Origin of the sequence: Bifidobacterium sp. SO1 (assembly GCF_018555335.1) — a bacterium.
Lineage (GTDB): Bacteria > Actinomycetota > Actinomycetes > Actinomycetales > Bifidobacteriaceae > Bifidobacterium > Bifidobacterium simiiventris.
The window spans coordinates 47,568-71,197 of record NZ_JAFEJR010000016.1 but is presented as its reverse complement, the minus strand read 5'-3'; the positions used below and the strand labels follow the sequence as shown (position 1 = coordinate 71,197).

The window sequence follows — 23,630 nt, the reverse complement described above, 5'->3', positions numbered from 1 at the left end:
TGCATGATGATGGGCGACTGCCCGCAGACCGGCGGTTTGCCCGGAAGAATCTAACGGGTCAGCGGAGCCAAGCCCGAAGCCGGGTATGGCCGAATCCGCTAGATCTCGTGATCTTCGATCCCATCATTCGCATCATATTCGCTGACATCCGTCGTCGTGCGCTGACCATGCCGATCCTGTGTGAAGACACATATTCGCATCGTCGCGCAACTGGCGGCAATGTCTGAGTTGGAAAGCAAGAACACCTTACTCATATGTCTCAATCCGTATCCCAAAACTCACAAGCCATATCGACGTTCGAGGCTGAAGCCGACCCGCGCGAAGACGGCTGGATGCCGCGCGTCGCGCTGCTGCTCACCGGTCAGGCGTTCTCCCTGCTGGGTTCCAGCATCGTACAGTACGCTCTGTGGTGGTGGATCGCGCTGGAATGGAAATCCGGCTGGTCCATGCTGTTCGCCACTGTGTTCGGCGTACTGCCGCAGGGTGTCGTCTCGATCTTCGGCGGCTCGATGGCAGACCGGTACCGCCGCAAGCCGCTCATCATGCTGCCCGACCTCATCATCGCGGCCGTCACCATCGTCCTGTCGTTCGCGTTCGCGCACGGCTGGGCCGGACTGCCGCTGCTGTTCGTCGTGCTGCTCATCCGTTCGTCCGGCGGTGGCGTACAGACGCCGGCCGTCCAGTCGTTCATCCCCGACATCACGCCGACCGGCAAACTGCTGCGCGTCAACTCGGTCTTCGGCATGATCAACTCGGCCAACATGATCGTCGCGCCGGCCGTCGCGGCCGTGCTCATCAACGTCATGCCGCTGTGGTCGATCCTGCTGATCGACGTGACGACCGCGGTGATCGGCGTCGGATTCGTCGCGATGATCCGCGTGCCACAAAAGTCCGCCGTGACCGACGGCGATACCTCGCAGTCCGTCGACGACACCGACTCCGATGCGGCAGACCTCCATCCGATCGTCGCCGGCATCCGCCGTACGATGGCCGATCTCAAGGCCGGATTCGCCTACACGATGCGCCACAACCACCTGAAGGGCGTGGTGCTCGGCGACGGCATGACCTGCCTCATGTCCGTCGCGCCGCTCAACCTCACGTTGCTGCTCATGACCCGCGAATACGAGGGCATCGACCTGAACCTCGGCGTCGTGAACCTGACCACCGCATCCGACAAGCTCGCCGCCAACGAGCTGAGCCTAAGCATCGGCATGCTGCTCGGCGGCGTGTTCATGTCGACGATCGGCGTGAAGATCATCCGCAACAACATGCACGTGATCGCGCTCGGCATCGCCGCGGTCGGCGTCACGGTCGTGGGGCTGGGGCTTGCGCCCGGGCTGCTCAGCTACCTCATCATCAACGCGCTGTGCGGCGTCGCGTCGGCCGTCTGCGTCGGACCGATGCGCACCGTCATCCAATCCGAGGCCGACGAGTCGATGGTCGGGCGCGTGTTCGGCCTCGACACCACGCTCGCCACGTTCGGCATGCCGGCGGGCATGCTCGTCTTCGCGCCGCTCGCCGACGTTATCCCGATCATGTGGGTGTTCGTCGCCGGCGGTCTGCTGACGTTGCCGGTCGCGTGGTATGTGTGGCGGCTGTCGAAATGAGCCGCGATTGACGGTGGCCGATGCCGCCGAACAACGAATATGGCCGGTTTCCGGAGATCTCGCAATGGAGAGTCCCGGAAACCGGCCATATTCGTTACCGGAAGGATGCCGACTTACTTGGCCAGCAGTTCCTTATAGTTCTTCGCCGCCTCGGCCAGCGCCTCATCGGTGATGCCGAACGCGCCGAACGTTACGAACGGCTTGACCCACGTCGCGCCGATGTAGTTCGAGGTGCCCTGGAACGGGACCAGCACCTGGTCGATCACGAACTTGTTCGCGCCGTCCGGCTGGTAGTTCGCCTCCGGCGAGCCGGTGGAGACAGCCACCTGGAACTCCTTGCCCTCGAACGCGTGGCCCTCGGAGCCGTACGCCCAGCCGTGCTGCAGCACCTCGTCCTCCCAGGTCTTGAGCAGCGCGGGGGAGGAGAACCACCACAGCGGGAACTGGAACACGATGCGATCGGCGGCCTCGATGGCGGCCTGCTCGGCGGCCACGTCGATCTTGCCATCCGGGTACAGCGCGTACTCGTCGCGAACGGTCACGTTGTCAAGCTCGGCGGCCGCATCGATCAGCGCCTTGTTGACGTGGGACTGGGTGTTGAGTCCGGGGTGGAATACGAGCACCAAAGTCTTCATGATGTTCTCCTTGTATGTATGGTTGCATTCGTGTCGTTTCGTGATATCCCGGTTCGGAATATCACGAAACGAGCTATGTGATATCTGTATTACTTTCGCAGATGACACGCCTCTTGGCGAGCCGGCTACGTTCTGGGCGAACACGGCGGCTCGCCGACGACGCTGTGGCGGGAGATCGATGATTGCGCGCAGGAGCGCGAGACCTGTGTGGTGATTCCCATGGCGTGCATGGCGTCAGATACCAAGCTCCATAACGGTTTCCATGCCATGACTCTTCTGCGTCGAAGCGGTTCGACACGCCGAACGGCAATCGATTGCCGGCAATCGATTGCCGTGATATATTTTCTGCTATCCGAGGACGGCAAAGCTGAAGGTCATCGACAATGAAGTGGTTGAGTCCTCCGGCGGAAGAGAATCAATGTAAGGAGACTTATGGAACGCCGTAGTTTGCGCATCCGTAGGATCATGGCGTCCGCAATGGCCGCGGTCGTGCTGTGCGTGCCGCTGGCGGGATGCGGCAACAGCAAGCCCACCGTCGATGCGGACGGCAGGCCGATCGTCACCATCCGTGTGCGTCGCAACGTCACCGACAATCCGATGAAGGACACCGAATATTCCAAGCAGTTGGAGGAGGCCTGCGGCTGCACCATCGACTGGGAGGAGATCGCCGACAGTTCATGGGGCCAGCAGAAGGCGCCGAAGATGGTCGCCAACGATTTTCCGGACATCGGCCTGACCCTGTACGATCCCACCGACGTGAGCCGGTATCCGAACCAGTTCGAGGACATCGGAGCGCATCTCGATGAGCTGCCGAACGTCCAAGCGTTCTTCGAGGCGCATCCGGTGGCCCGCAAGATGGCCGAGAACAGCGACGGACAGATCAAGCTCCTGCCGTCCGATCGAGGCAAGGGCTACCGCGTCTCCGCCACGCACATGTTCATCAACAAGCAATGGCTCGACAAGCTCGGGCTGAAGATGCCGACCACATGGGACGAACTCAATACCGTGCTCGAAGCGTTCAAGACCAAGGACCCCAACGGCAACGGAAAGGCCGATGAGATCCCGATGAACATCCGAAGCCTCGGCTTCGGCCTCTGGAGTCCGCTGGTGCTGCTCAACTCGTCCGGCGTCGTCACCAACTTCATGGGGTCGAGCGCGTCCTCGCAAGGCTACTACGTGCAGGACGGCAAGGTGAAAAGCTACTACACGTCCGAGGAACTCAAGGACGTTATCTCCTTCCTGCACGGACTCGTGGCCGAAGGACTGATCCCGAAGGACACGTTCACCCGCGACGACTCGCAGTACGTCGCGCAGACGGTCAATGACGGCAAGACCGCGCTGACCGGCGTCACGTTCGGATGGTCCGCATACAGCGAATACGGCAACAGTCTGGCGGACCAGTACGTAAGTGTTCCACCACTCAAGAAGACGGCATCCACGCCCGAATCGGACGTGAAATGGGATTATTCGCAGGATGCTACTGAATTCGCCTACAGCCTGTCCGTCAGCCCGAAGGCCGCGAACAAGCAGGCCGTCTACAAGATCGTCAACGCGATGTACGGCGAGAAACTGTCGGTCGAAGGCTACTTCGGTTCCATTCCGACCACGCTGTCCGACGACGGCGATCACACGTACACCATCGACCGTGAGAAGGCGTACGCCGAATACCCCGACACGCGAGCCATCGCATTGCAGGACCGATTCGCCGGATGGGTGCCGGACGACGCGACCATCGTCAACGACGACAACGCCGATCAGGTGACCGAAGCCAACAAGGCCGTCGAGGATGCGTTGGACCGCGTCGACCCGACCGGCGACGTAATCCCGATCTACGTACGCCCCAGCAGCGACGACCTCGACACCCTGTCGGACAACAACACGTCCATCGGCAACTACGCCAACAACCAGCTGGCGAAGTGGGTGCAGCGCGGCGGCATCGACAAGGAATGGAACACGTACCTCAAGAACATCGCCGAACCCACGCTCGGTCTCGAGGAGAACATCGCGATCTGGCAGAAGTACTACGACCAGGCCGTCAAATAGCCGCGACGGTGGCCAACCGGCCTCCGCCATCAATCAACACTTGCGCCGGTTTTCCCCTTTTCCCGGCGCAGCCATTGCGGGTCCGTCGGCCGTGACCGCCGATCCGGCCGATAGACCCCACCTTCCTCGTATGCGACGGCTTTGCTGATGGCCGTCACTATCCATGATTTCATCACCATCGAAAGCATCATCATGTCAACCAACACAGTCTCGGCCGCCGGCCTGCCCATGCAGGAACCGACGCGCAAATCAAATCCTTTCGCCCTCATCGCCGACCACTTCCGCCGGTACTGGGAACTGTGGCTGCTCACTCTGCCCGCCCTCGTGTTCGTGGGGCTGTTCGCCTACGTGCCGATGTGGGGAATCCAACTCGCCTTCCGCGAGTTCGACCCCGACAAGGGACTGACCGGCGGCGATTTCGTCGGATTCAAATACTTCAACAAGTTCTTCCGCTCGCCGCTGTTCGGCGAGATCATGACGAACACGGTCCGCATCAGCCTGTGGACGCTGGTCATGGGCTTCATCTTCCCTATCATCCTCGCCCTGCTCATCAACCAGATCCACTCGCAGAAGATCAAGGGCTTCGTACAGACCATCACGTACATGCCGCACTTCATCTCGATCGTGGTCATCGTCTCCATGCTCAACATCTTCCTCGCGCCGAACACCGGCATCATCGGCCAGTTCTTCGGCGACGAAAGCCTTATGGGCAGCACGGGCGCGATCACCGCCGTCTACTGGATCTCCGAGGTCTGGCAGCACTGCGGCTGGAACGCGATCATCTACCTCGCCGCGCTGAGCTCCGTGGACACATCCCTGTACGAGGCCGCCAAACTCGACGGCGCCGGCCGTCTGCAGCTCATACGCTACGTCGACTTCCCGGCGATCCTGCCGACCTGCGGCGTGCTGCTCATCCTCAACATGGGCTCCGTGCTCAACGTCGGCTTCGACAAGATCTTCCTCATGCAGAACACGCTGAACCTGCCGGCCACCGAGGTGATTTCCACCTACGTGTACAAGATCGGCATGATCAACTTCCAGTTCTCCTACTCCACGGCCATCGGCCTGTTCAACACCGTCGTCAACTTCGTCTTCCTGGTCGCGGCCAACGCGATCTCGAAGCGAGTGTCCAACGCGAGCATCTTCTAAGACGAGAAGGAGCATCATCATGAGCGCATCAATCGCCACGACCGTGGCCCAGGCCCCCAAGCCCAACGGCAACGACATCCCATGGAACACAAAGCAGCGCGAACGGCGCACAGTCGGAGACTGGATCACCCTTGGCGTTATCGACGGCCTGATCCTGCTCGTCGTGCTGATCGTGCTGTACCCGCTGTGGTTCGTCGTCATATCCTCGTTCTCCGACCCGAACAGCGTCGCCTCCGGCCAGACGCGACTGTTGCCCTCCGGTATCACGTTCGCCGGCTATGCGAAGATCTTCGCCAACGCGCAGATCTGGCGCGGCTACTGGAACACCATCGTCTACTCGGTACTCGGCACCGCGGTCAATATGGCGGTGACCATCCCGTGCGCATTCGCCCTGTCCCGCCCCGAATTCAAACCGCGCCGCGTCATCCTGTTCCTGTTCACCGTCACCATGTTCTTCGCCGGCGGCCTCGTGCCAAACTACCTGCTGTTCCAGCAGCTCGGCATCATCGACACGATGTGGGTGTTCATCCTGCCCGGCGCGGTGAGCGTATACAACGTGATCGTCGCCCGCTCGTTCTTCGAGTCGTCCATTCCCGAGGAGCTGCATGATGCGGCGCAGATCGACGGACTCGGCTATCTCGGCTACTTCTTCAAGGTCGTGCTGCCATTGAGCCCTGCCATCCTCGCCGTGATCGGACTGTACTATTTCGTCGGCCACTGGAACGACTTCATGACCGGCCTGATCTACATCTCCGACCAGAACAAACAGCCGTTGCAGGTCGTGCTCCAGCAGATCCTGCTCGTCTCGCAATCCGTCGCCTCGAACCTCAACGCCGCCGCGCAGCAGCAGCTCGCCGACCAGATCAAGTTCGGCGTGATCATCGTCGCCACGATCCCGTTGCTCGTGCTGTACCCCTGCCTGCAGAAGTACTTCAACAAGGGCGTGATGCTCGGCGCGGTCAAGGGCTGAGCCGAGTCGGAAGACAAAACATGAGCCGGAGCGAGGAACGCGTGATCGCGCGAGCAGCTCCGGCTTCCGCCGTCCCCATATGACGCCGGCGCTTGGCGCATAACATGGCGGACAGCGAACGGAACGGGGCACGTTACTATGAACGGTGCTACATCGACATCGACGCAACGGGGAATGCATATGGTCACGATGAAGGATATTGCGCTCAAGACCGGGGTCTCCACGGCGACGGTCTCCCGCGTGCTCAACGGCAAGGACCAGGGACGTATCAAACTCGAAATCGCCCATGCGATACGCGAGCAGGCCGAGTCAATGGGATACATGATCAATCCCATCGCGCGCGGACTGCGCACCAACCGCAGCCACATGCTCGGACTGATCGGCGACGACGTCGCCACCACGCCATACGCCGGACGCATCATCCTCGGGGCGCAGGACGCCGCCCGCACGTTCGGATACTTGCTGACAGTCGTCAACACTGGCAACGATGCGGAACTCGAACGTGAACAGATCAGCATGCTGCGTCGCTATGGCGTCGACGGATTCCTCTACGCGGCCATGTACGACCGGGTGATGACGCTGCCGGACTCACTCGACGGCTGCCCCACGGTCATGGTGGACGCCGAAGACAAGACCGGTCGGTGTCCGTCCATAGCACCGGACGAGCAGGGGATAGGTGAGGACGCGACGACGCGACTGTTGTCCGCCGGATGCCGTCGCATCGCGTACTATGGTTCGCCGACGACGATCATCGCGCAGCCGAGGCGACTCGCCGGGTATTACGCGGCGTTGGAGCGTGCTGGCATCGTGCGTGATGAACGGCTGGTATTCGACCCAGACGAGAAGGTTGATGCCGACGCGCAGGCCGAAGCGTTGCTGGACACGGGCGCAGACGGCGTGTTCTGCTTCAACGACGTGCGTACGCGGTTCATTTACGAGGCGGCCGTGCGGCGCGGTCTGCGTGTCGGCCGGGACCTGTCGGTGGTCAGCGTGGACAATTTCGAGTTGCTGTCCGTGTTCTTCGAGCCCCGACTGACATCCATCGAACTGCCGCATTATGAGATGGGGTATTGGGGCGCGTGCAAGCTGATCTCGATGATCGAGGGACGCGATCTGCCCGGCGCGCTTGACGCGGTGACGACCTGCGCCGTGCTGCCTGATCTATCCGTGGATCAGGGGCGGATCAGGTGCGCGTTGGTGGAGAAAGGCTCGGTGGCGACGGAGCAAGATTGACTTCGAGCGCTCGAAGTTTCTAACGTCGGTGATGAGACTGCGGTCATGACGATGCTGTTGACATGACCGCGGCGCGGAACAAGAACAAGAGTCACAAGGAGGCATCATGGACAATCCGAGCGCATTCCCGCTTGGCGAGCCGAACGACGCGTACGCGCAGTATTTTGAAGGCCAGAGCTATCTCGCGCCGCTTGCGGCGGACGGTCAGGTGTCGGTGGCAAACGTCACGTTCGAGCCGGGCTGCACGAACCACTGGCACATCCACCACGGCGTGTGCCAGATCCTGCTCGCCGTGGGCGGGCGCGGCTACTACCAGATCGAGGGCCAGGAGCCGGTCGAACTGAAGCCCGGCGACGTGGCCTACATTCCGCCGGAGACGAAGCACTGGCACGGCGCGGCGCCGACCGAGTCGTTCGCGCACGTGGCCATCATGCCCAAGGCCGAGGGCGCGTCGAACGAGTGGCTCGAGCCGGTGGATGAGGACGCCTACCGCGCCTTGGCGTAAAACTCTCTCGGTGTCCTCGGCATCCCAAGGCCGTAGGTCAGCATGATCAAACCGATTCTGTTGACCTACGGTCTTTTTTCGCGTCTCGAAACGACCGTAAGTCAACAAGAGGGCGGCAATCCTGTTGACTTACGGTCGCCGGGAAAGGGGAAGGCGACCGTAAGTCAATGGAGGCAGCGCGAAGATGCTGACTTACGGCCGTCTTCGATTGATCGGTTGCCTACTTGACGACCTTGAAGCCGCCGGTCCAGGGGGTCTGCTCGGTCACGCCGAGGATGATCTGCAGCGCGCCGTAGCCCTCGAGGTACTGCGCGCGCTTGAGGGCGCCGGCGTCCACGGTCTTGAGGCCGGCGGCCTCGATGAACGCGGCGACGGACTTCTTCGCCGTCTCGTCGTCGGAGGCGAGTTGGACGACGGTGGGCGCGCCGTCGTTTTCGCCGGTGGCCAGGGTGGCGGCGAACGTGGTGTTGAAGCCCTTGACGACCTTGCTGTTCGGCAGTTTGGCGGCCACGTATTCGGCGGCGGACTGGTGGCCGGCGGGCAGGGCGAGGTCGAAGGTGGTGAAGTCGATCGGGTTGGCCACGTCGACCACGGTCTTGCCGGCCAGCTGGTCGGCGTAGACGGCGAGCACCTCGTCGTAGGCCGGGAACGGCAGAGCGAGCACGACGATGTCGCCGGAGACCGTGGCCTCGCCGAACTTCGCGCCGGTGACACCTTCGGCCGCGGCGGCGGCCTTGTCCGGGTTGCGGTCGATGACCTGCACGCTCGCGCCGGACTTGACGGCCAGCCCTGCGACCGCGGAGCCGATGTTGCCTGCGCCGAAGATGGTGATGGTGCTCATGATGGTGTTCCTTTCGGTGGCGCCGCGCGTCGTGCGCTGTGCTGCTGGGCGTCTCGCGGCGGCTGTGGTGGTTTGTCTGGTTCGGTTATGGGCCGTGCGACCGTTGCGGTGGAGGTTTCGTCGTCCGCTGCGTTCGCGCTGATGCCAGTATGCACCTCGGAAAGAGATATTTCAAACTGAGATATATCGAAAAGATTTATAGATGACGCAAGATCGGCATGATTCCGCCGTTGATGTAAGGCGTGACGATGTTCGTCGTCGGCGTGTCGTTTCGAGATATCTCGGACTGAGATATCATGAACGTATGATGAACACGATAGAACTCATGACCCTGGGCTTCCTGAGCGAGGGGCCGCTGTGCGGATACCGTCTGCGCAAGAAGATGGAGCAGCTGCAGGGCTACATGCAGGCCGTCTCCGACGGCACGCTGCACTCGGTGACGAACAAATTCGTCAAGGCCGGCTACATCGGCGAGACCTTCACCGTCGTCAACGGCCGCCGTCTGCGCGAATTCCACTTGGAGCCCGCCGGCCGCGAGAGGCTGGTCGAGGAGCTGAGGAACACGAGCGGCTACAACCTCACCAACATCACCAAATGGGCCGTCGTCCTCTCGTTCCTGTCCGTCATCCCCGACGAGACGGACCGCCGCGCCGTACTGCAACGCCGTCTCGACTCGCTCGGCTGCGACGTGCGCCGACTGTACAGCGACGGCGAAGGGCCGATCGACAACGACAAGGTCGCCGACAAATACCGTCGCGCCGTCCTCATGATCCACGACGCCGAAATCGATGCCGAACGCCAATGGCTCAAGCGCGAACTCGGCGAGTGAGTTTCACGTAACATTCGCCGGTACTATGGCACATTGTTTGATATACAACAATTGATGCCGTAACGGAGGATGAATCCATGAACGAACGCGATACCAGCAGAGGCGAGGGCGCGCGGACCACGCCGCCGTCCGCCCAGGCCGCAACGGCCCAAGCCGCCAGCGCCAAACGACCTGTGCCGACCGCCATCGTCGTGTGCGTGGTCGCGCTCGCGATCCTTACGTTCCTCGGCATCCTGTCGGAGACGTCGCTCAACATCGCCTACTCCACGCTGATGCAGGAGTTCGCGGTCGACGCATCCACCGTGCAATGGCTCACCACCGGTTACCTGCTGCTGTTGTCGGTCGCGATCCCCAGCTCGCCGTTCATGGTACGCCGGTTCGCGACGAAAACCCTGTTCATCGCGGCGGTCGCGATCTTCACCGCCGGCACGCTGATCGGCGCGTTCGCCGTGAGTTTCCCGATGCTGCTCGCCGCACGTCTCGTCATGGCGCTCGGCACCGGCATCTCGCTGCCGCTCATCACCAACATCATCCTCGAGAAGGCGCCGCTCGAACAGCGTGGTTCGATGCTCGGCATCGTCAGCCTCGTCACCTGCGCCGCGCCGGCCATCGGCCCGGTGTTCGGCGGCATGGTCATGGAATGGCTCGACTGGCATTGGATCTTCTACACGATGCTGCCGTTCCTCGCCGTCGCGTTCCTGCTCGGCATGGCCACTGTGCCGGAGATCCGTCACTCCGGAGACGGAGAACCGGCAACGATCAGCGTGCCGTCGCTGCTGCTGGTTGCGGCCGGACTTGCCGGACTGATCGTTGCGGTGAGCTTCTTCGCGAGCTGGAACGGCGACTGGCGGTTCTGGCTGACCCTGGCCGCGAGCATCGCGATCCTGGCCGTGTTCGTGATCGCGCAGCTGCGCATGCCGCGGCCGTTGGTCGAGGTGCGCGTGTTCGCCTATCCCGGGTTTTCGCTCGGCATGCTGATCCTGCTCATGGCGTCCGGCGGCGTGCTCGGGCTGAACTTCATGCTGCCGATCCTGCTGCAGCGCGGCTTCGGACTGGGCAGTCTGCCCGCGGCACTGACGCTGCTGCCGGGCGCGGTGGTCGGCGCGATCGCGGCGCCGCTGATCGGCGGTGCGCTGAAAAGCCACTTCCCGCCGAAGTTCATCATGACCGGGTTTGTGGTCGTGACCGTGATGGATGCGGTGTTCATCGTCGCGTCCAACAGTGTGGTTGCGGTGGCCATCGCCTACGCGGTGTTCATGGCGTTCTCCGGATTCGTGCTCGTGCCCGACCAGACCCATGCGTTGAACCAGCTGCCCGCACGGCTCAACGCCGACGGCTCGGCCGTGATGAACACCATCCAGCAGCTCGCCGGCGCGATCGGCACGGCCGTGGCCAGCGCGCTGCTGTCCGAATTCTCCGCCGCGGCGGCCCGGAATGGTGCGGGCGAGGCCGCATCCTACGTGCGGGGATTCTCGTCGAGCATGTGGGTGATCGCCGGCATGGCCGTGGTCGGCATCGTGTTCGCCGCGCTCATGTTCCGCTTCTCGACACGTCGTGCGCCCGAACTGGTCGAAGCGTAGCGATCACCGCCGTCCGTCGCGCACGAACAGCGACAACGCGAACGCGCCGAGAGACACGACGGTCGAGACGACGAACACCGCATCCACGCCGTGCGCAAGTCCCGCCGCAGCCGAACCGACGACCGATGCAGGCCGCGTATTCGTCGTCATGACCGTGAAACAGATCGCGATGCCGATCGCCGCGCACGTCTGCCGCAGCGTGTTGTTCATCGCCGTGCCGTGCGGAATGAGCGGCCCGGCCAGCTGGTTGAGCGCGGTCGTCGTCAGCGGCATCAGACAGAATGCGACGCCAGCCATCATCAACGTGAAGAACACGGCCGGATACCATGCCGGCGTGCCCGCATCCATCCGCGACAATGCGAACGACGCCGCAGCGACGATACCAATCGCCGGGGGAGCGATGCGACGGATGCCGACCCGGTCGAACAGACGGCCGGCGACCGGATTGAACACGCCCTCGGCGATGCCGCCGCCCGCCAGCAGCAGACCGGACTGCAGCGCGGTCATCCCCAGCACGTTCTGAATGAACATCGGCAGGATGTTCATCGTCGAGATGAACGTGACGAACACCAGCACGATCACGATCATCGGCAACGTGAACATCGGCCGCGCGAACACGCGGAAGTTAAGCAGCGGGCGTGGCAGACGCAGCTGTCGGATGACGAACGCGACCAGTGACACCGCGCCGACTGCCAGCGAGATGAGCGTGTCAAGAGAGGTCCAGCCGGACTGGCCGGCCAGCGAGAACCCGAGCAGCAGACCGCCGAACCCGAGCGTCGACAGCGCGACCGACGGCACATCGATCGTCGGATCGGTCTGTGGCGTGACGTTGCGCACCGTCGGGATCGCGGCGGCGAGCACGCCCACGGCAATCACCACGAGCGGCACGAACAGGAAATGCCACGGCAGCAGGTCGATGATCAGGCCGGACAGGGTCGGGCCGATCGCCGGCGCGAACGCGATGACCATGCCGAACCAGCCCATTGCCGTGCCGCGCTTGCTCGGCGGGAACGTGAGGAACAGCACGGTCTGCAGCAGCGGCATAAGGATGCCCGCGCCCGTGGCCTGCAAGACGCGGCCGGCCAGCAGCACCCAGAAGCCGGGCGCGCACAGGCACACGAGCGTGCCGAACAGAAACATGCCGATCGCGTAGAAGAACAGCTGGCGCGTCGTGAACCGTTGGATGAGGAACGCGGTGACCGGGATCATGATGCCGTTGGTGAGCATGAACCCGGTGCTTAGCCATTGCGCGGTGTTGCTGGTGACGCCGAAGTCGAGCATGAGATGCGGCAGGGCGCTCGTCATGAGTGTCTGGTTGAGGATGGCGGTGAACGAGCCGATCATCATGATGACGATCGGCAAAATCGGGTGATCGGATGACGGTTGCGTGTCGGTTGGTCTCGAGGTCGCCGGTTGCGTGGTTGACGGTGCGTCCGGCTGCGATACGCGATGCGACATGCTCGAATCAGACATGGTTGTTCCTTTCAGCTGCGATGCGATGGTGGTTCCCAGCTGATTTCGGTCAACGTCACGATGAGTCGAACGCCGCCGTCCATCGAAGGTCGATGACGATATCGTTCGCATGACGCCGTAGCCCCTGCCGGTCGATGTCATGGTCAGTCTACCGCGGAAGAGGACATCGGTCGCCGGTTCAGTTGTCCGGTCGGCTCAGGAAGGCCTGCGATAAATTGCGGCACGCGCGCGGAAAGCGCTTGCCAAAGACGTGTGATCGGGTACAGTGTGGGGAGGAAACGCCACGGCGCAACGCCGCTACAAGGAGGTATGCATATGCTCGTCAATCACAACAACCCGACCCGTGCCGACATGCTCGCCCATATGGGCAGCATCCAGCAGGCCGCCTATACGCGTCCGATCGAATATCAGGAGGGTCGCTCGCACGGACTGCGCGGCATCGAGGTCAAGAACGGTCCGCTGCGCTTCATGTCGATGGCCGACCGCGCGCTCGACATCGCGCAGATCGAATACCGCGGCGAGAACCTCACGTTCCTGTCCAAGCCGGGTTTGAACGGCCGCAACCAATTCGACACCAACGGCGCCGAGGCTCAGCGTTCGATCATGGGCGGCCTGTTCTTCACGTGCGGGTTCGAGAACATCTGCGCGCCGTACGTGACTCCCGCAGACTCCAAGTACCCGGCCGGCAGCTATCCGATGCACGGGCGCATCCGCACCACGCCGGCCGAACACGTCTCTTCCGACGCGTATTGGGACGAGAACGACCGGTATGTGCTCGAGGTATCGGGCGAGATGCGCGAGGCCGAGCTGTTCGGCGAGAACATGGTGCTGCGCCGGCGCATCACGAGCGTGTATGGCACGTCCACGATCACGGTCGAGGACGAGGTGACCAACGAAAGCTTCCGCGCCGAGCCGCTCATGTGGATGTACCACTGCAATTTCGGCTGGCCGTTGCTGGCGGAGGGTGCCGAGGTCGTGATCCCGAGCCGCAAGGCCACGCCGCGCGACGAGACGACCGCCGCCGACACGACCCCGTGGAACGAGATCGGCGCGCCGGTCGCGAACAAGCCGGAAAGCGTGTATCTGCACGATCTGGCCGCGGATGCGAACGGTCGCAGTTTCGCCGCCGTCGTCAACCGCACGCTCGGCCTGGGTGTGGTGATCGAGTTCGACGCGGCCGACTTCCCGTACTTCATGGAATGGAAGTCAATGGGCTCTGGCGACTACGTGGTCGGCCTCGAGCCGTCCAACTCGAGCGTGCACGGCCGCGGCTGGCACGAGCAGCGCGGCGACCTGCACACGATCGCACCGCAGGCCACCGAACGCAAGACCGTCACGTTCACCGTCATCGAAGGCGACACTGCGATCGACCAGCTTATCGCCCGCCGCGACGCGCTCATCAACGTCTGAACCACCATCCCGGGCTGCTCGCAGCGACGGTAATGTCCGTATGTTCGCGCGATCGCGACAGGGATGCGAACATACGGACATATGGGATCGCTGTGTCCTCCGTATGTTCGCGTCGCCATGCCGGTCGCGTGAACATACGGAGGATAACGGTCACTGAGCGTGTTTCGTCGCCGCCGTGGTCGCACAATCGTGAACACGGCGACGACGCGTGGCGATCCGTTGCCGCCGTAACGGTCACGCCGAGGTACCGTCCGCGTGAGCGGACGGTTACGGCGGTTACTGTGCCAGTGCTTTGGTTACTGTGCCAGCGCCTTTTTGATGCGATTGATGCTGATCGGTTTGGCCGTGCCGAGTTCCTGCGCCCACAGGGACACGTAGAACTCCTCGAGCATCCAACGGGCCGTTTGTGCCTGCTTGGCGAGCACCTCGTGTTTCGGACCGGCCGGCTCCGCCTTGGCACGGGCCTGGGCCTTGTCAACCAGCTGCTTGGCCTCATCGGCCTCCCACGCCCAGCGCACGTCACGGTTCTTGTCGGTTTTCGCCTTCGCCAGCCGCATCATGTCGGCCTGCAGATAGCGGGGGATGTTCGCCAGCGCATCCGGGGGAGCGGCGCCGATGAATCCGGGGAACACCAGCGTGACGATATGCTCGCGCACCGATTGCAGCACCGAGAGCATCGGCAGGTCGGCCTTGCCGCTCGTCGCCTTGTCGACTTCCGCGTAGCGTTTGAGAATCGTGATCACGTCGTGCGCCACCGCATACACGGTGTCCTCGAACACTTCCGTGACGCCCAGCACCGCATCGGCCAGCGCGTCGTCGTCCGGCAGTGCATCGACCTTCGGCAACAGCCGTTTGACCGCGGCCAGCTGCAGATCCTCCACCAGATCCTTGGTGGTCTTGTACGGCGCGGACGCCAACATGAGCGCCTCCGCGCCCAGCCAACGCGACGAAATACGTTCGGACGGCAGCCGCAGCGCGTCCAATGCGCCACGCCACAGCATGTCGGCGCGCGACTCGGTCGTGGCCCCCGCCTTGTGCAGCAGATTCGCCTGTTCGACCAGCTTGCCCTGGTCGGCCGCGCGATCGGCCTGCTTCTTGACCATCTGCCGTGCCGACGCCTCAGCCTGCGCCGCGAACCTGCGCTGCAGCTCGACCAGCGACTTGCCGGTGCCGAGTACCTTGACCGGGCCTCGCGCGCCACGCCGGCCTCGCGCGTTCTTCGGCGCAGGCAACTGCTGTTCGACCGCGAACGTCATGCGCAGGTACGGGTTGAGCTTTTCCCACAGTTCGCCGGTCAGCACCTCCGGGTGGATCTGCGCGCCGATCATCTCGATCGCCGCCCTCGTGAACACATGCGGCAGATCGGGCCAACGCGCCGCGTCCGCTCCGCCGACGGTCGTATCCGCACTATCCATGCCGGGAAGACTGGCCGGTGGCAGGTTCGGCTTGTTGCGCTCGCCGGAACCCGGCAGATCGGCGACATGCTCGTCGATCCACGCCCGAATCTTGCGGGCATTGTCCGGTGCTGGCACGAACTGCACGCGCAGCGACTTCGGCAACGCCTTGATCATCCCCACGATCAGTTCGTTCAGCAATCCGGGAACATTCCACGTGAACTGTTCCGGCGTCAGCCTCGACAATGCCTTGAGCGGCACGTGCACGGTCACGCCGTCGGCCGGATCGTGCGGATCGTACACATAGCTCAACCGTAGGTCGATCGGCTGTCCGTCCGTGCCGAGCGTATGCCAATGATCGGGATAGTCGGCAAGGCTCACCGATTCCGCGGATGCCAGACGTTCCACCTTGTCCGGATCGAAGTCCAGCAGATGCGGATGCTCGTCATGCTCGCGCTTCCACCATTTCGCCAGATCGGCCACGCACGTCACGTCGTTCGGGATCACCGACTGGTAGAAGTCGAACAGGTCCTCGTCACTGACCGTCTGCGCGACCTGACGCGTACGGCTCGCATCGTCGGCCGCCTCGTCGAGGATGTCGCGGTTGCGACCCACGAACTCGTCGTAGCTGAACCGCTGCTGGATATCGCCTTCCACCAGACCCTGCCGGATCAGGAAATCACGTGCTTCGGGCGGATTGATGCGTCCCCATTGCACGGTGCGGTCCTGCACGATTGGCAGACCGTACAACAGCACCTTCGCGCTCGCCACCGCCGAGCCGCGCGAGCCGGACCAGTGCGGCTCCGCGTACGTGGTGCGCGTAAGCTGGCCGGCCAACGGTTCCGCCCACGCCGGGTCGATCGCCGCCGAATAGCGCGCCCACAGCCGGCTCGTCTCCACCAGCTCCGTGCTCATCACCCATGCGGGCGTGCTTTTGGCCACGCTCGAGGCGGGGAACAGGGCGAAATGCGTGCCGCGTGCGCCCTGATAGTCGTTCTTCGCCATCTTCTGCGCGCGCTTGATCGCCTTCGCGCGAGCCGCGCCCTTGAGCCCCGTGAAATCGGACGCTTTCGGCTCGCGGATGACCTGCATGCCCATCATCGACAGCAGACCGGCGAGCATCGACGTGTGGATGCCGCGGTCGTCCCACGAGCAGCGCAGGGAACCGGCCGACTGCTGGTTGATCGGCAGCTGGCGGATCTCCAGGCTCGGCCGCGACGCGGGCTGTGGGGAGCCGACCGTGAACTTGAGCTCACGGCACATGTCGGTAAGCTGGTTCACCAGATCCTTCCACTGGCGCACACGCAGCCAGCTGAAATACTCGGTCTTGCAGATGCGACGCAGCGCCGAATTGCTCGGTTCGCCGTCCGCCTGGAAGATGCGGTCCCAAATGTTCAGCGCGGTCAGATAGTCGCTCGTCGGGTCGGCATACCGGTTGTGGATGCGATCGGCCTCGTCACGAGCGTCGTCCGGCCGCTCACGCGGGTCCTGCAGGCTCAGGAACGCGACGATCACGAGCACCGCGGCCAACGTGTCCGGCGTGGTCGACTTCGCCGCCTCGATCACCATACGCCCCAAACGCACGTCGATCGGGATGCGTGCCAGCTGGCGGCCGACATGCGTGAGCACCACCTCGCCATGCCTGCGGGCCACGGCCTTCAGTTCGGTCAGCTCGTTGAAGCCGTCCGAGACGGCCTTCATGTCCGGCGGGTCAATGAACCCGAAGTTCGTCACGTCCTCGGCCGTGCGCGCCACGCCCACCGACAGCATGTGCAGCACCACTGCGCCCAATGAGGTGCGCAGGATCTCCGGTTCGGTGAACCTGGGTCGCGTCTCGTAATCCTCACGCGAATACAGACGAATCGCGATGCCGTCCGCGATACGGCCGCATCGACCGGAACGTTGGTCGGCGCTCGCCTGACTGATCGGTTCGATCGGCAGCCGCTGGACCTTCGCGGTCTTCGAATAGCGGGAGATGCGCGCGGTGCCCGGATCGACCACATAGCGGATGCCCGGCACCGTCAGCGACGTCTCGGCCACGTTCGTGGCGATCACGATGCGCTGGTGCGTATGCGGTTCAAAGACCCGGTGCTGGTCCTTGGCCGACAGGCGCGCGAACAGCGGCATGATCTCGATCGCATCCGGACGGCGCATGTCGTCGGCACGCGGGCCGTAATGGCGGCGCAGCGCGTTTTCGAACTCGTGGATGTCGCGCTCGCCGGAAGCGAACACGAGAATGTCGCGCGCACCGCGTTCATGGCTCGAATGGATGACCAGCTCGGCGCAGGCGCGCGCCACGGCCGTCGGCATGTCCATATCGGTATCGCGATCCGTGCCGCGGCTGCTACCGCCCCGCTCGGCGGCGCTCGGCGCGGCGGACAGTTCCGCGTACGCCTCCTCTCCGGGCATCGCGCCGGTCTCAAACCCGGGCACGTTGCGCATGAGCGCCGGCGCGGTGCCGAGCGGCTCATACACGATCTGCACGGGGAACGTACGGCCCGACACCTCGATCACCGGAACCTTGTCGTGCAGCGCATGCTCGAAATGTTCCTTGAACTTCACCGAATCGATCGTCGCGGACGTGATCACGAGTTTCAGATCGCGCCGTTGCGGCAACAACGCGGTCAGATAGCCAAGCAGAAAATCGATATTCAGGCTGCGTTCGTGCGCCTCGTCGATGACGATCGTATCGTACTGGTTCAGCTTCGGATCACGTTGGATCTGTGCGAGCAGGATACCGTCGGTCACGACGCGCAAGCGTGTCTTCGGTGAGCTTTCGTCGGTGAACCGCACCTGATAGCCGACCTCGTCACCTAGCCGCACGCCCATCTCCGCGGCGATGCGCTCGGCGACCGTGCGCGCGGCCAGACGACGCGGCTGCGTGTGCACGATCTGCCGGCCATGTGAGCCGCGGCCGAGTTCCAGCAGGATCTTCGGCAGCTGCGTGGTCTTGCCCGAACCGGTCTGGCCGGACACGATCACGACCTGACTGTGACGGACGGCCTCGGCGATCTCGTCGCGCGCGGCCGACACCGGCAATTCGGACGGATATTCGAATTTCATCAGTGAACTGTCCCTAACATGCAGTCGGCTCCCCGATGGCGGGGAGCCGCGAATGGAATATGCTTGCCTACTTGTTGCGCACCACTTCGATGACGCGGTACCCCTTGGCGGAATGGTACTTGCCCACCTCGTAATCGTCGCCGAGCGCGCCCGCCAGCCACGGGATCAGCGAGTCGGCGCCAAGGTTCTTCTGCACCACCAGATACGCGGTGCCGCCGGCAGGCTTCAGACGCGGCAGCCACGTCATGAGCAGTGTGTGCAGCGCCTCCTTGCCGACGCGGATCGGCGGATTCGACCAGATCACGTCGAACCGCACGTCGCTTGGCAGCGGCTCGCAAGCCGTCGCCGTCTGCTCGGGCAGGGGAGCGCCGGACTCGTCCGTCTGCGTCACATGCACGTTCCCGCAGCCGTTGCGCTTCGCGTTCGCCGCGGTCAGCTCGAGCGCACGCGTGTTCACGTCCACTGCCCACACGCTGGCATCCGGGGATGCGAACGCCAACGCCAGCGAGACCGGGCCCCAGCCGCAGCCCAGATCAAGGAACGTGCCGGTCTGCGGAGGTTCCGGCACCTCGCGCAGCAGTACGGACGTGCCCAGATCAAGACGCGATCCGGAAAACACGCCGTTCGACGTCTCGACCGTCGCCTCGTTGCCCTGCAGCGACACCGTCAGCGTACGGCGCACGTCCTCGGACGCGGGTTCGGCGGAAAAATACTGCTCGACCATATATCTCCTTGCACCAGCAAATCACCCATGCGCTGCGGCATGTCTTCCAAAACGATGATAATAAAGACCACCATAGTTCAATCGTGAGTCAAGCAAGAGGTGCCTTTGAGCGAGCAGAGCCAGCAGCAGGCCGTTGACGGCGGCGTCGTGAACCAGCCCATCATGGAAAAAGAACCGGTGCTGACCGGCGTGCTGGCAGACCAGTCCGACGTGCTGCTCGACGAGAACGACCACGGTGCGGGGTTCGGCGAGCGATCCAGCGAGGCCTGGGAGGAGCGAGAGTCCCGCAATCAGCTCAAGCACGTCTCCGGCCTTGGCGAGCTGCAGGACGTCACCGAAGTCGAATACCGCAAGGTGCGTCTCGAACGCGTCGTGCTCGTCGGCGTCTGGTCGTCGGCCGTGACCACCGCCTCCGCTGCCGAGGAATCGTTGCGTGAGTTGGCGGCGCTCGCCGAAACCGCGGGCGCGGTCGTGTGCGACGGCCTGCTGCAGCATCGGTACCGGCCGGACGCGGCCACGTACGTGGGTTCCGGCAAGGCGAAGGAGATCGCCGACATCGTCGCGCGCGAAGAGGCCGATACGATCATCGTGGACGATGATCTGCCGCCGAGCCAGCGGCGTGCGCTCGAGGACGCGACCAAGGTCAAGGTCGTGGATCGCACCGCTGTGATCCTGGACATCTTCGCCCAGCACGCGACGTCGCGAGAAGGCAAGGCGCAGGTGGAGCTGGCCCAGCTCGAATACATGCTGCCGCGACTGCGAGGATGGGGCGGATCGCTGTCGCGCCAGGCCGGCGGTCGTGCGGCCGGCGCGGATGCGGGCATCGGTTCACGTGGCCCGGGCGAGACGAAGATCGAAATGGACCGCCGCGTCATCCGCACGCGCATTGCGCGTCTGCGCAAGCAGATCCGCGAGATGGCGCCTGCCCGCGAGGTCAAACGCGGTTCCCGTCGGCGTTACGGGTTGCCGACCGTCGCCGTGGTCGGCTATACGAACGCCGGCAAATCGTCTCTGACCAATCGGCTCACCGGTTCGGCCGAGCTGGTCGAGAACGCGCTGTTCGCCACGCTGGACACGGCCGTGCGCCGTGCCCGCGCCAAGGACGGCCGGCTCTACGCCTACGTCGACACGGTCGGCTTCGTGCGTCGGCTTCCCACGCAGCTCATCGAGGCGTTCAAATCCACGCTGGAGGAGGTCGCCGAAGCGGATCTGATCGTGCACGTGGTCGATGGTTCCCACCCGGATCCGTTTTCGCAGGTCGACGCGGTCAACGACGTGCTCGCCGATATCGACGGCACCGCGGATATCCCGCGCATTCTCGTGTTCAACAAGGCCGATCGCATCGACCTGGCCGCTCGCGAACGCTTGCGCGCGTTGCAGCCGGACGCGTTCATCGTGTCCGCGTACAACGGCGAGGGCATCGATGCGTTGCGCGAGCGTGTCGAGGGCATGCTGCCGGTGCCGAACGTGCATGTGCACGCGCTGCTGCCATATACGGCCGGCTCGCTGCTGTCGCGCATCCGCGAATACGGCCATGTGATCGGCGTCGAATACCGCGACGACGGCATGATGGTCGAGGCCGAGGTGGGCAGTCATCTGGCGGCCCAGGTGATGGAAGCAGCCATCGACTGAGCCGTTCGACGTGCGTGCTGCGGCAGCGGCGGCATTCCGCCGATTCCACGATGTGAGCCGCGATTATGGACATGTGATGTGAACGCTCTCAAGTGTGACGAAGATCACCATATCCGTCCGCAACGCGAGTGTCTCAAACGTCAGCGTGTGTGGATAAAGTGAATACGTTGTTTGGATGAATGCCGACACAATCGGCAGAGTTTTCAAGAGAGGTCGCAACAACATGGCTGAATTGAACGTCAAGCCCACCAAGCTCGCAGTCGTCGGTGCCGGTGCAGTCGGCTCCACCCTCGCCTTCACCGCCGCCCAGCGCGGCGTCGCCCGTGAGATCGTGCTCGAGGACATCGCCAAGGAACGCGTCGAGGCCGAGGTGCTCGACATGCAGCACGGCTCCAGCTTCTACCCGGCCGTCTCCATCGATGGCTCCGATGATCCCGAGATCTGCCGCGACGCCGACATGGTCGTCATCACCGCCGGCCCGCGCCAGAAGCCGGGCCAGTCCCGCCTCGAACTCGTCGGCGCGACAGTCAAGATCCTGCAGGCCATCATGCCGAACCTCGTCAAGGTCGCCCCGAACGCCATCTACATGCTCATCACCAACCCGGTCGACATCGCCACGCACGTCGCCCAGAAGATCACCGGCCTGCCGCAGAACCAGATCTTCGGCTCCGGCACCAACCTGGACTCCGCGCGTCTGCGCTTCCTGATCGCCCAGCAGACCGGCGTCTCCGTCAAGAACGTGCACGCCTACATCTGCGGCGAGCACGGCGACTCCGAGGTTCCGCTGTGGGCCTCCGCCACCATCGCCGGCGTGCCGATGTGCGACTGGACCCCGCTGCCGGGCCACGAGCCGCTCGACGCCGCCAAGCGCGAGGAGATCCACCAGGAAGTCAAGAACGCCGCCTACAAGATCATCAACGGCAAGGGCGCGACCAACTACGCCATCGGCATGTCCGGTGTCGACATCGTCGAGGCCGTCCTCTCCGACTCCAACCGCATCCTGCCGGTGTCCTCCATGCTCAAGGACTTCCACGGCATCTCCGATGTCTGCATGTCCGTCCCGACCCTTCTCAACCGCTCCGGCGTCAACACCCGCATCAACACCCCGGTCTCCGACCGTGAGCTTGCGGCCCTCAAGCGCTCCGCGGAGACGCTGAAGGAAACCGCCGCCCAGTTCGGCTTCTAACATTTTGTTGAATGACGGAGCGTCCGCTGCGTTGCTCCTCGGTTGCGGTACTTAGTACCGCTTCCCTCGGTGCGCCTTGCGGACGCACGCGTCATTCAACAAAATGTAATAAGCGGTAACCACCTTTCCTCACCTTCGACGCACTGTTGTGCGCCTTCGGGTTCGGACGGCGGTTTCCGCACGCATCAGCCGATATTCGTCTTGATGCGATGGATGGGAGTCGGTTCTGACTTCCATACGTATGTGAAACCCCGGCATTGTGCCGGGGTTTCTTGCGTTGTGGGGTTAATGAGAATGGTTGTGAGAAGCGGTCTCATCACCGTAAGACAGGAAAGGGCGACGTTATGACACATGATCACGGGACCGTGATGCGCAATGGGGAAGACGGAAGGTCTCACCAGAAGCGTCTGTCCATGACACTGGCCCTGACCGGTACCGTGTTCGTGGCCGAAGTGGTCGGTGCGATCGTCACCGGATCGCTGGCGCTACTCGTCGACGCCGGCCACATGCTCACCGACATATCGGTGCTGGCCGCCGCCACCATCACCGCCATCCTCATGCGCCGCAAACCCAACAACACGCGAACCTGGGGATGGGCGCGACTTGAGGTCATCACCGCAGGCGTCGGTGCGCTGATCCTGCTGTTCGTCGGCATCTATGCACTTGCGGAATCGGGCATGAGACTGTTTCATCCCGCCTCGGACGACATCCGAGACCCGAACCTGCTGCTGTTCTTCGGCATACTCGGCCTTGCCGCCAACGTCGGCTCGATCATCATCCTCGCATCCCAGAGCAAGGACAATATGAACATGAAGGCGGCGTTCCTCGAGGTGATGAACGACGCGCTCGGCTCCGTCGCCGTCGTGATCTCGGCGTTGGTGATGATGAGTACGGGATGGGTGGGATTCGACGCGGTCGCCGGCGGCGTCATCGCGCTGATGATGATTCCCCGGGCGATCAAGCTGCTGCATAACGCCGTCAGGGTCCTGCTCGAAGAGACGCCGGAAGGGCTGGACCTCGACAAGGTGCGCGAACATATGGAACGGGTTCCGCACGTCATCGCCGTGCATGACCTGCACGCCAGCACCGTCTCCACCGGCATGCCGATCCTCATGGCGCACGTCGTGGTCGAACGGGGACTCACCATGGAACAAGGAGCGCAGATCCTTGCGCAGCTGCAGGACTGCCTGCGTGAGCATTTCCCCGTATCCGTGCCGCATACCACCTTCCAACTTGAACCGGAAGGCTACACCACCGCGAATGCGGAACACCTGCATCAATAGCGGATAGCGGATCCTGCGCCGACGCAGGATCCGAACGGCGCGGAATGCGCGGAGACATGGCATTGCTGTCCGG

At 63.4% G+C, this 23,630-nt stretch carries 17 protein-coding genes; 12 read left to right on the top strand and 5 right to left on the bottom strand.

Features of this window, described 5'->3' with window-relative positions; translation table 11 throughout:
* Window positions 1-332: 332 nt before the first annotated feature.
* Window positions 333-1,607, top strand: coding sequence for an MFS transporter (locus tag JS541_RS11610; protein ID WP_236036814.1), 1,275 nt, complete (start codon window positions 333-335; stop codon window positions 1,605-1,607).
* A gap of 113 nt (window positions 1,608-1,720) precedes the next feature.
* Here JS541_RS11610 and JS541_RS11605 read toward each other — a convergent pair whose 3' ends face one another.
* On the bottom strand, window positions 1,721-2,242 hold the full coding sequence (locus tag JS541_RS11605; protein WP_214374665.1) for an NAD(P)H-dependent oxidoreductase: 522 nt from the start codon (window positions 2,240-2,242) through the stop codon (window positions 1,721-1,723).
* A gap of 432 nt (window positions 2,243-2,674) precedes the next feature.
* Between JS541_RS11605 and JS541_RS11600 the strand changes: the two genes are divergently transcribed.
* The 5 genes from JS541_RS11600 to JS541_RS11580 all read left to right on the top strand — a co-directional run bounded on the left by JS541_RS11600 (window position 2,675) and on the right by JS541_RS11580 (window position 8,142).
* Window positions 2,675-4,285 carry an extracellular solute-binding protein gene (locus JS541_RS11600; protein ID WP_214374664.1) on the top strand — a complete coding sequence of 537 codons (1,611 nt, stop codon included), beginning with the start codon at window positions 2,675-2,677 and terminating at the stop codon, window positions 4,283-4,285.
* Between the two features lie 228 nt (window positions 4,286-4,513).
* Window positions 4,514-5,434 carry an ABC transporter permease subunit gene (locus tag JS541_RS11595; protein ID WP_240539348.1) on the top strand — a complete coding sequence of 307 codons (921 nt, stop codon included), beginning with the start codon at window positions 4,514-4,516 and terminating at the stop codon, window positions 5,432-5,434.
* Between the two features lie 19 nt (window positions 5,435-5,453).
* Entirely contained in the window at window positions 5,454-6,404 is a 951-nt protein-coding gene (locus tag JS541_RS11590) for a carbohydrate ABC transporter permease (RefSeq protein WP_214374662.1), read from the top strand.
* A 180-nt stretch (window positions 6,405-6,584) separates the two neighbouring features.
* Window positions 6,585-7,637 (top strand): LacI family DNA-binding transcriptional regulator, encoded by a 1,053-nt coding sequence (locus tag JS541_RS11585; RefSeq protein WP_214374661.1) that lies wholly within the window; start codon window positions 6,585-6,587, stop codon window positions 7,635-7,637.
* Window positions 7,638-7,743: 106 nt separating this feature from the next.
* Entirely contained in the window at window positions 7,744-8,142 is a 399-nt protein-coding gene (locus JS541_RS11580; RefSeq protein WP_214374660.1) for a cupin domain-containing protein, read from the top strand.
* 220 nt (window positions 8,143-8,362) lie between these two features.
* Here the strand turns inward: JS541_RS11580 and JS541_RS11575 are convergent, their stop codons facing one another.
* Complete coding sequence (locus JS541_RS11575; RefSeq protein WP_214374678.1) at window positions 8,363-9,151, bottom strand: NADPH-dependent F420 reductase; 789 nt, start codon at window positions 9,149-9,151, stop codon at window positions 8,363-8,365.
* Window positions 9,152-9,287: 136 nt separating this feature from the next.
* Between JS541_RS11575 and JS541_RS11570 the strand changes: the two genes are divergently transcribed.
* Together JS541_RS11570 and JS541_RS11565 are read left to right on the top strand one after the other, a co-directional pair.
* Entirely contained in the window at window positions 9,288-9,812 is a 525-nt protein-coding gene (locus JS541_RS11570; protein ID WP_236036795.1) for a helix-turn-helix transcriptional regulator, read from the top strand.
* Window positions 9,813-9,889: 77 nt separating this feature from the next.
* Window positions 9,890-11,392 carry an MFS transporter gene (locus tag JS541_RS11565; protein WP_214374659.1) on the top strand — a complete coding sequence of 501 codons (1,503 nt, stop codon included), beginning with the start codon at window positions 9,890-9,892 and terminating at the stop codon, window positions 11,390-11,392.
* Between the two features lie 3 nt (window positions 11,393-11,395).
* On the opposite strand, the gene JS541_RS11560 is transcribed toward JS541_RS11565, so the two are convergent.
* A complete protein-coding gene (locus tag JS541_RS11560; RefSeq protein WP_214374658.1) occupies window positions 11,396-12,865 on the bottom strand; it encodes an MDR family MFS transporter in 1,470 nt (489 codons plus the stop codon).
* A gap of 315 nt (window positions 12,866-13,180) precedes the next feature.
* Here JS541_RS11560 and JS541_RS11555 point away from each other — a divergent pair, with 315 nt between their 5' ends.
* Window positions 13,181-14,275 carry an aldose 1-epimerase family protein gene (locus JS541_RS11555; RefSeq protein ID WP_214374657.1) on the top strand — a complete coding sequence of 365 codons (1,095 nt, stop codon included), beginning with the start codon at window positions 13,181-13,183 and terminating at the stop codon, window positions 14,273-14,275.
* A gap of 296 nt (window positions 14,276-14,571) precedes the next feature.
* Here JS541_RS11555 and JS541_RS11550 read toward each other — a convergent pair whose 3' ends face one another.
* The gene (locus JS541_RS11550) at window positions 14,572-18,732 is read right to left on the bottom strand and encodes a DUF3418 domain-containing protein (RefSeq protein WP_214374656.1); all 4,161 of its coding nucleotides are present in this window, start codon (window positions 18,730-18,732) and stop codon (window positions 14,572-14,574) included.
* Between the two features lie 67 nt (window positions 18,733-18,799).
* Entirely contained in the window at window positions 18,800-19,456 is a 657-nt protein-coding gene (locus tag JS541_RS11545; RefSeq protein WP_214374655.1) for a methyltransferase, read from the bottom strand.
* 162 nt (window positions 19,457-19,618) lie between these two features.
* On the opposite strand from JS541_RS11545, the gene hflX reads away from it, so the two are divergent.
* The 3 genes from hflX (at window position 19,619) to JS541_RS11530 (ending at window position 23,557) form a co-directional block, all read left to right on the top strand.
* Entirely contained in the window at window positions 19,619-21,088 is a 1,470-nt protein-coding gene (gene hflX, locus JS541_RS11540) for a GTPase HflX (RefSeq protein ID WP_214374676.1), read from the top strand.
* 223 nt (window positions 21,089-21,311) lie between these two features.
* Complete coding sequence (locus JS541_RS11535) at window positions 21,312-22,274, top strand: L-lactate dehydrogenase (protein WP_214374654.1); 963 nt, start codon at window positions 21,312-21,314, stop codon at window positions 22,272-22,274.
* Between the two features lie 344 nt (window positions 22,275-22,618).
* Window positions 22,619-23,557, top strand: coding sequence for a cation diffusion facilitator family transporter (locus JS541_RS11530; protein ID WP_214374653.1), 939 nt, complete (start codon window positions 22,619-22,621; stop codon window positions 23,555-23,557).
* The last annotated feature ends 73 nt before the right edge of the window (window positions 23,558-23,630 follow it).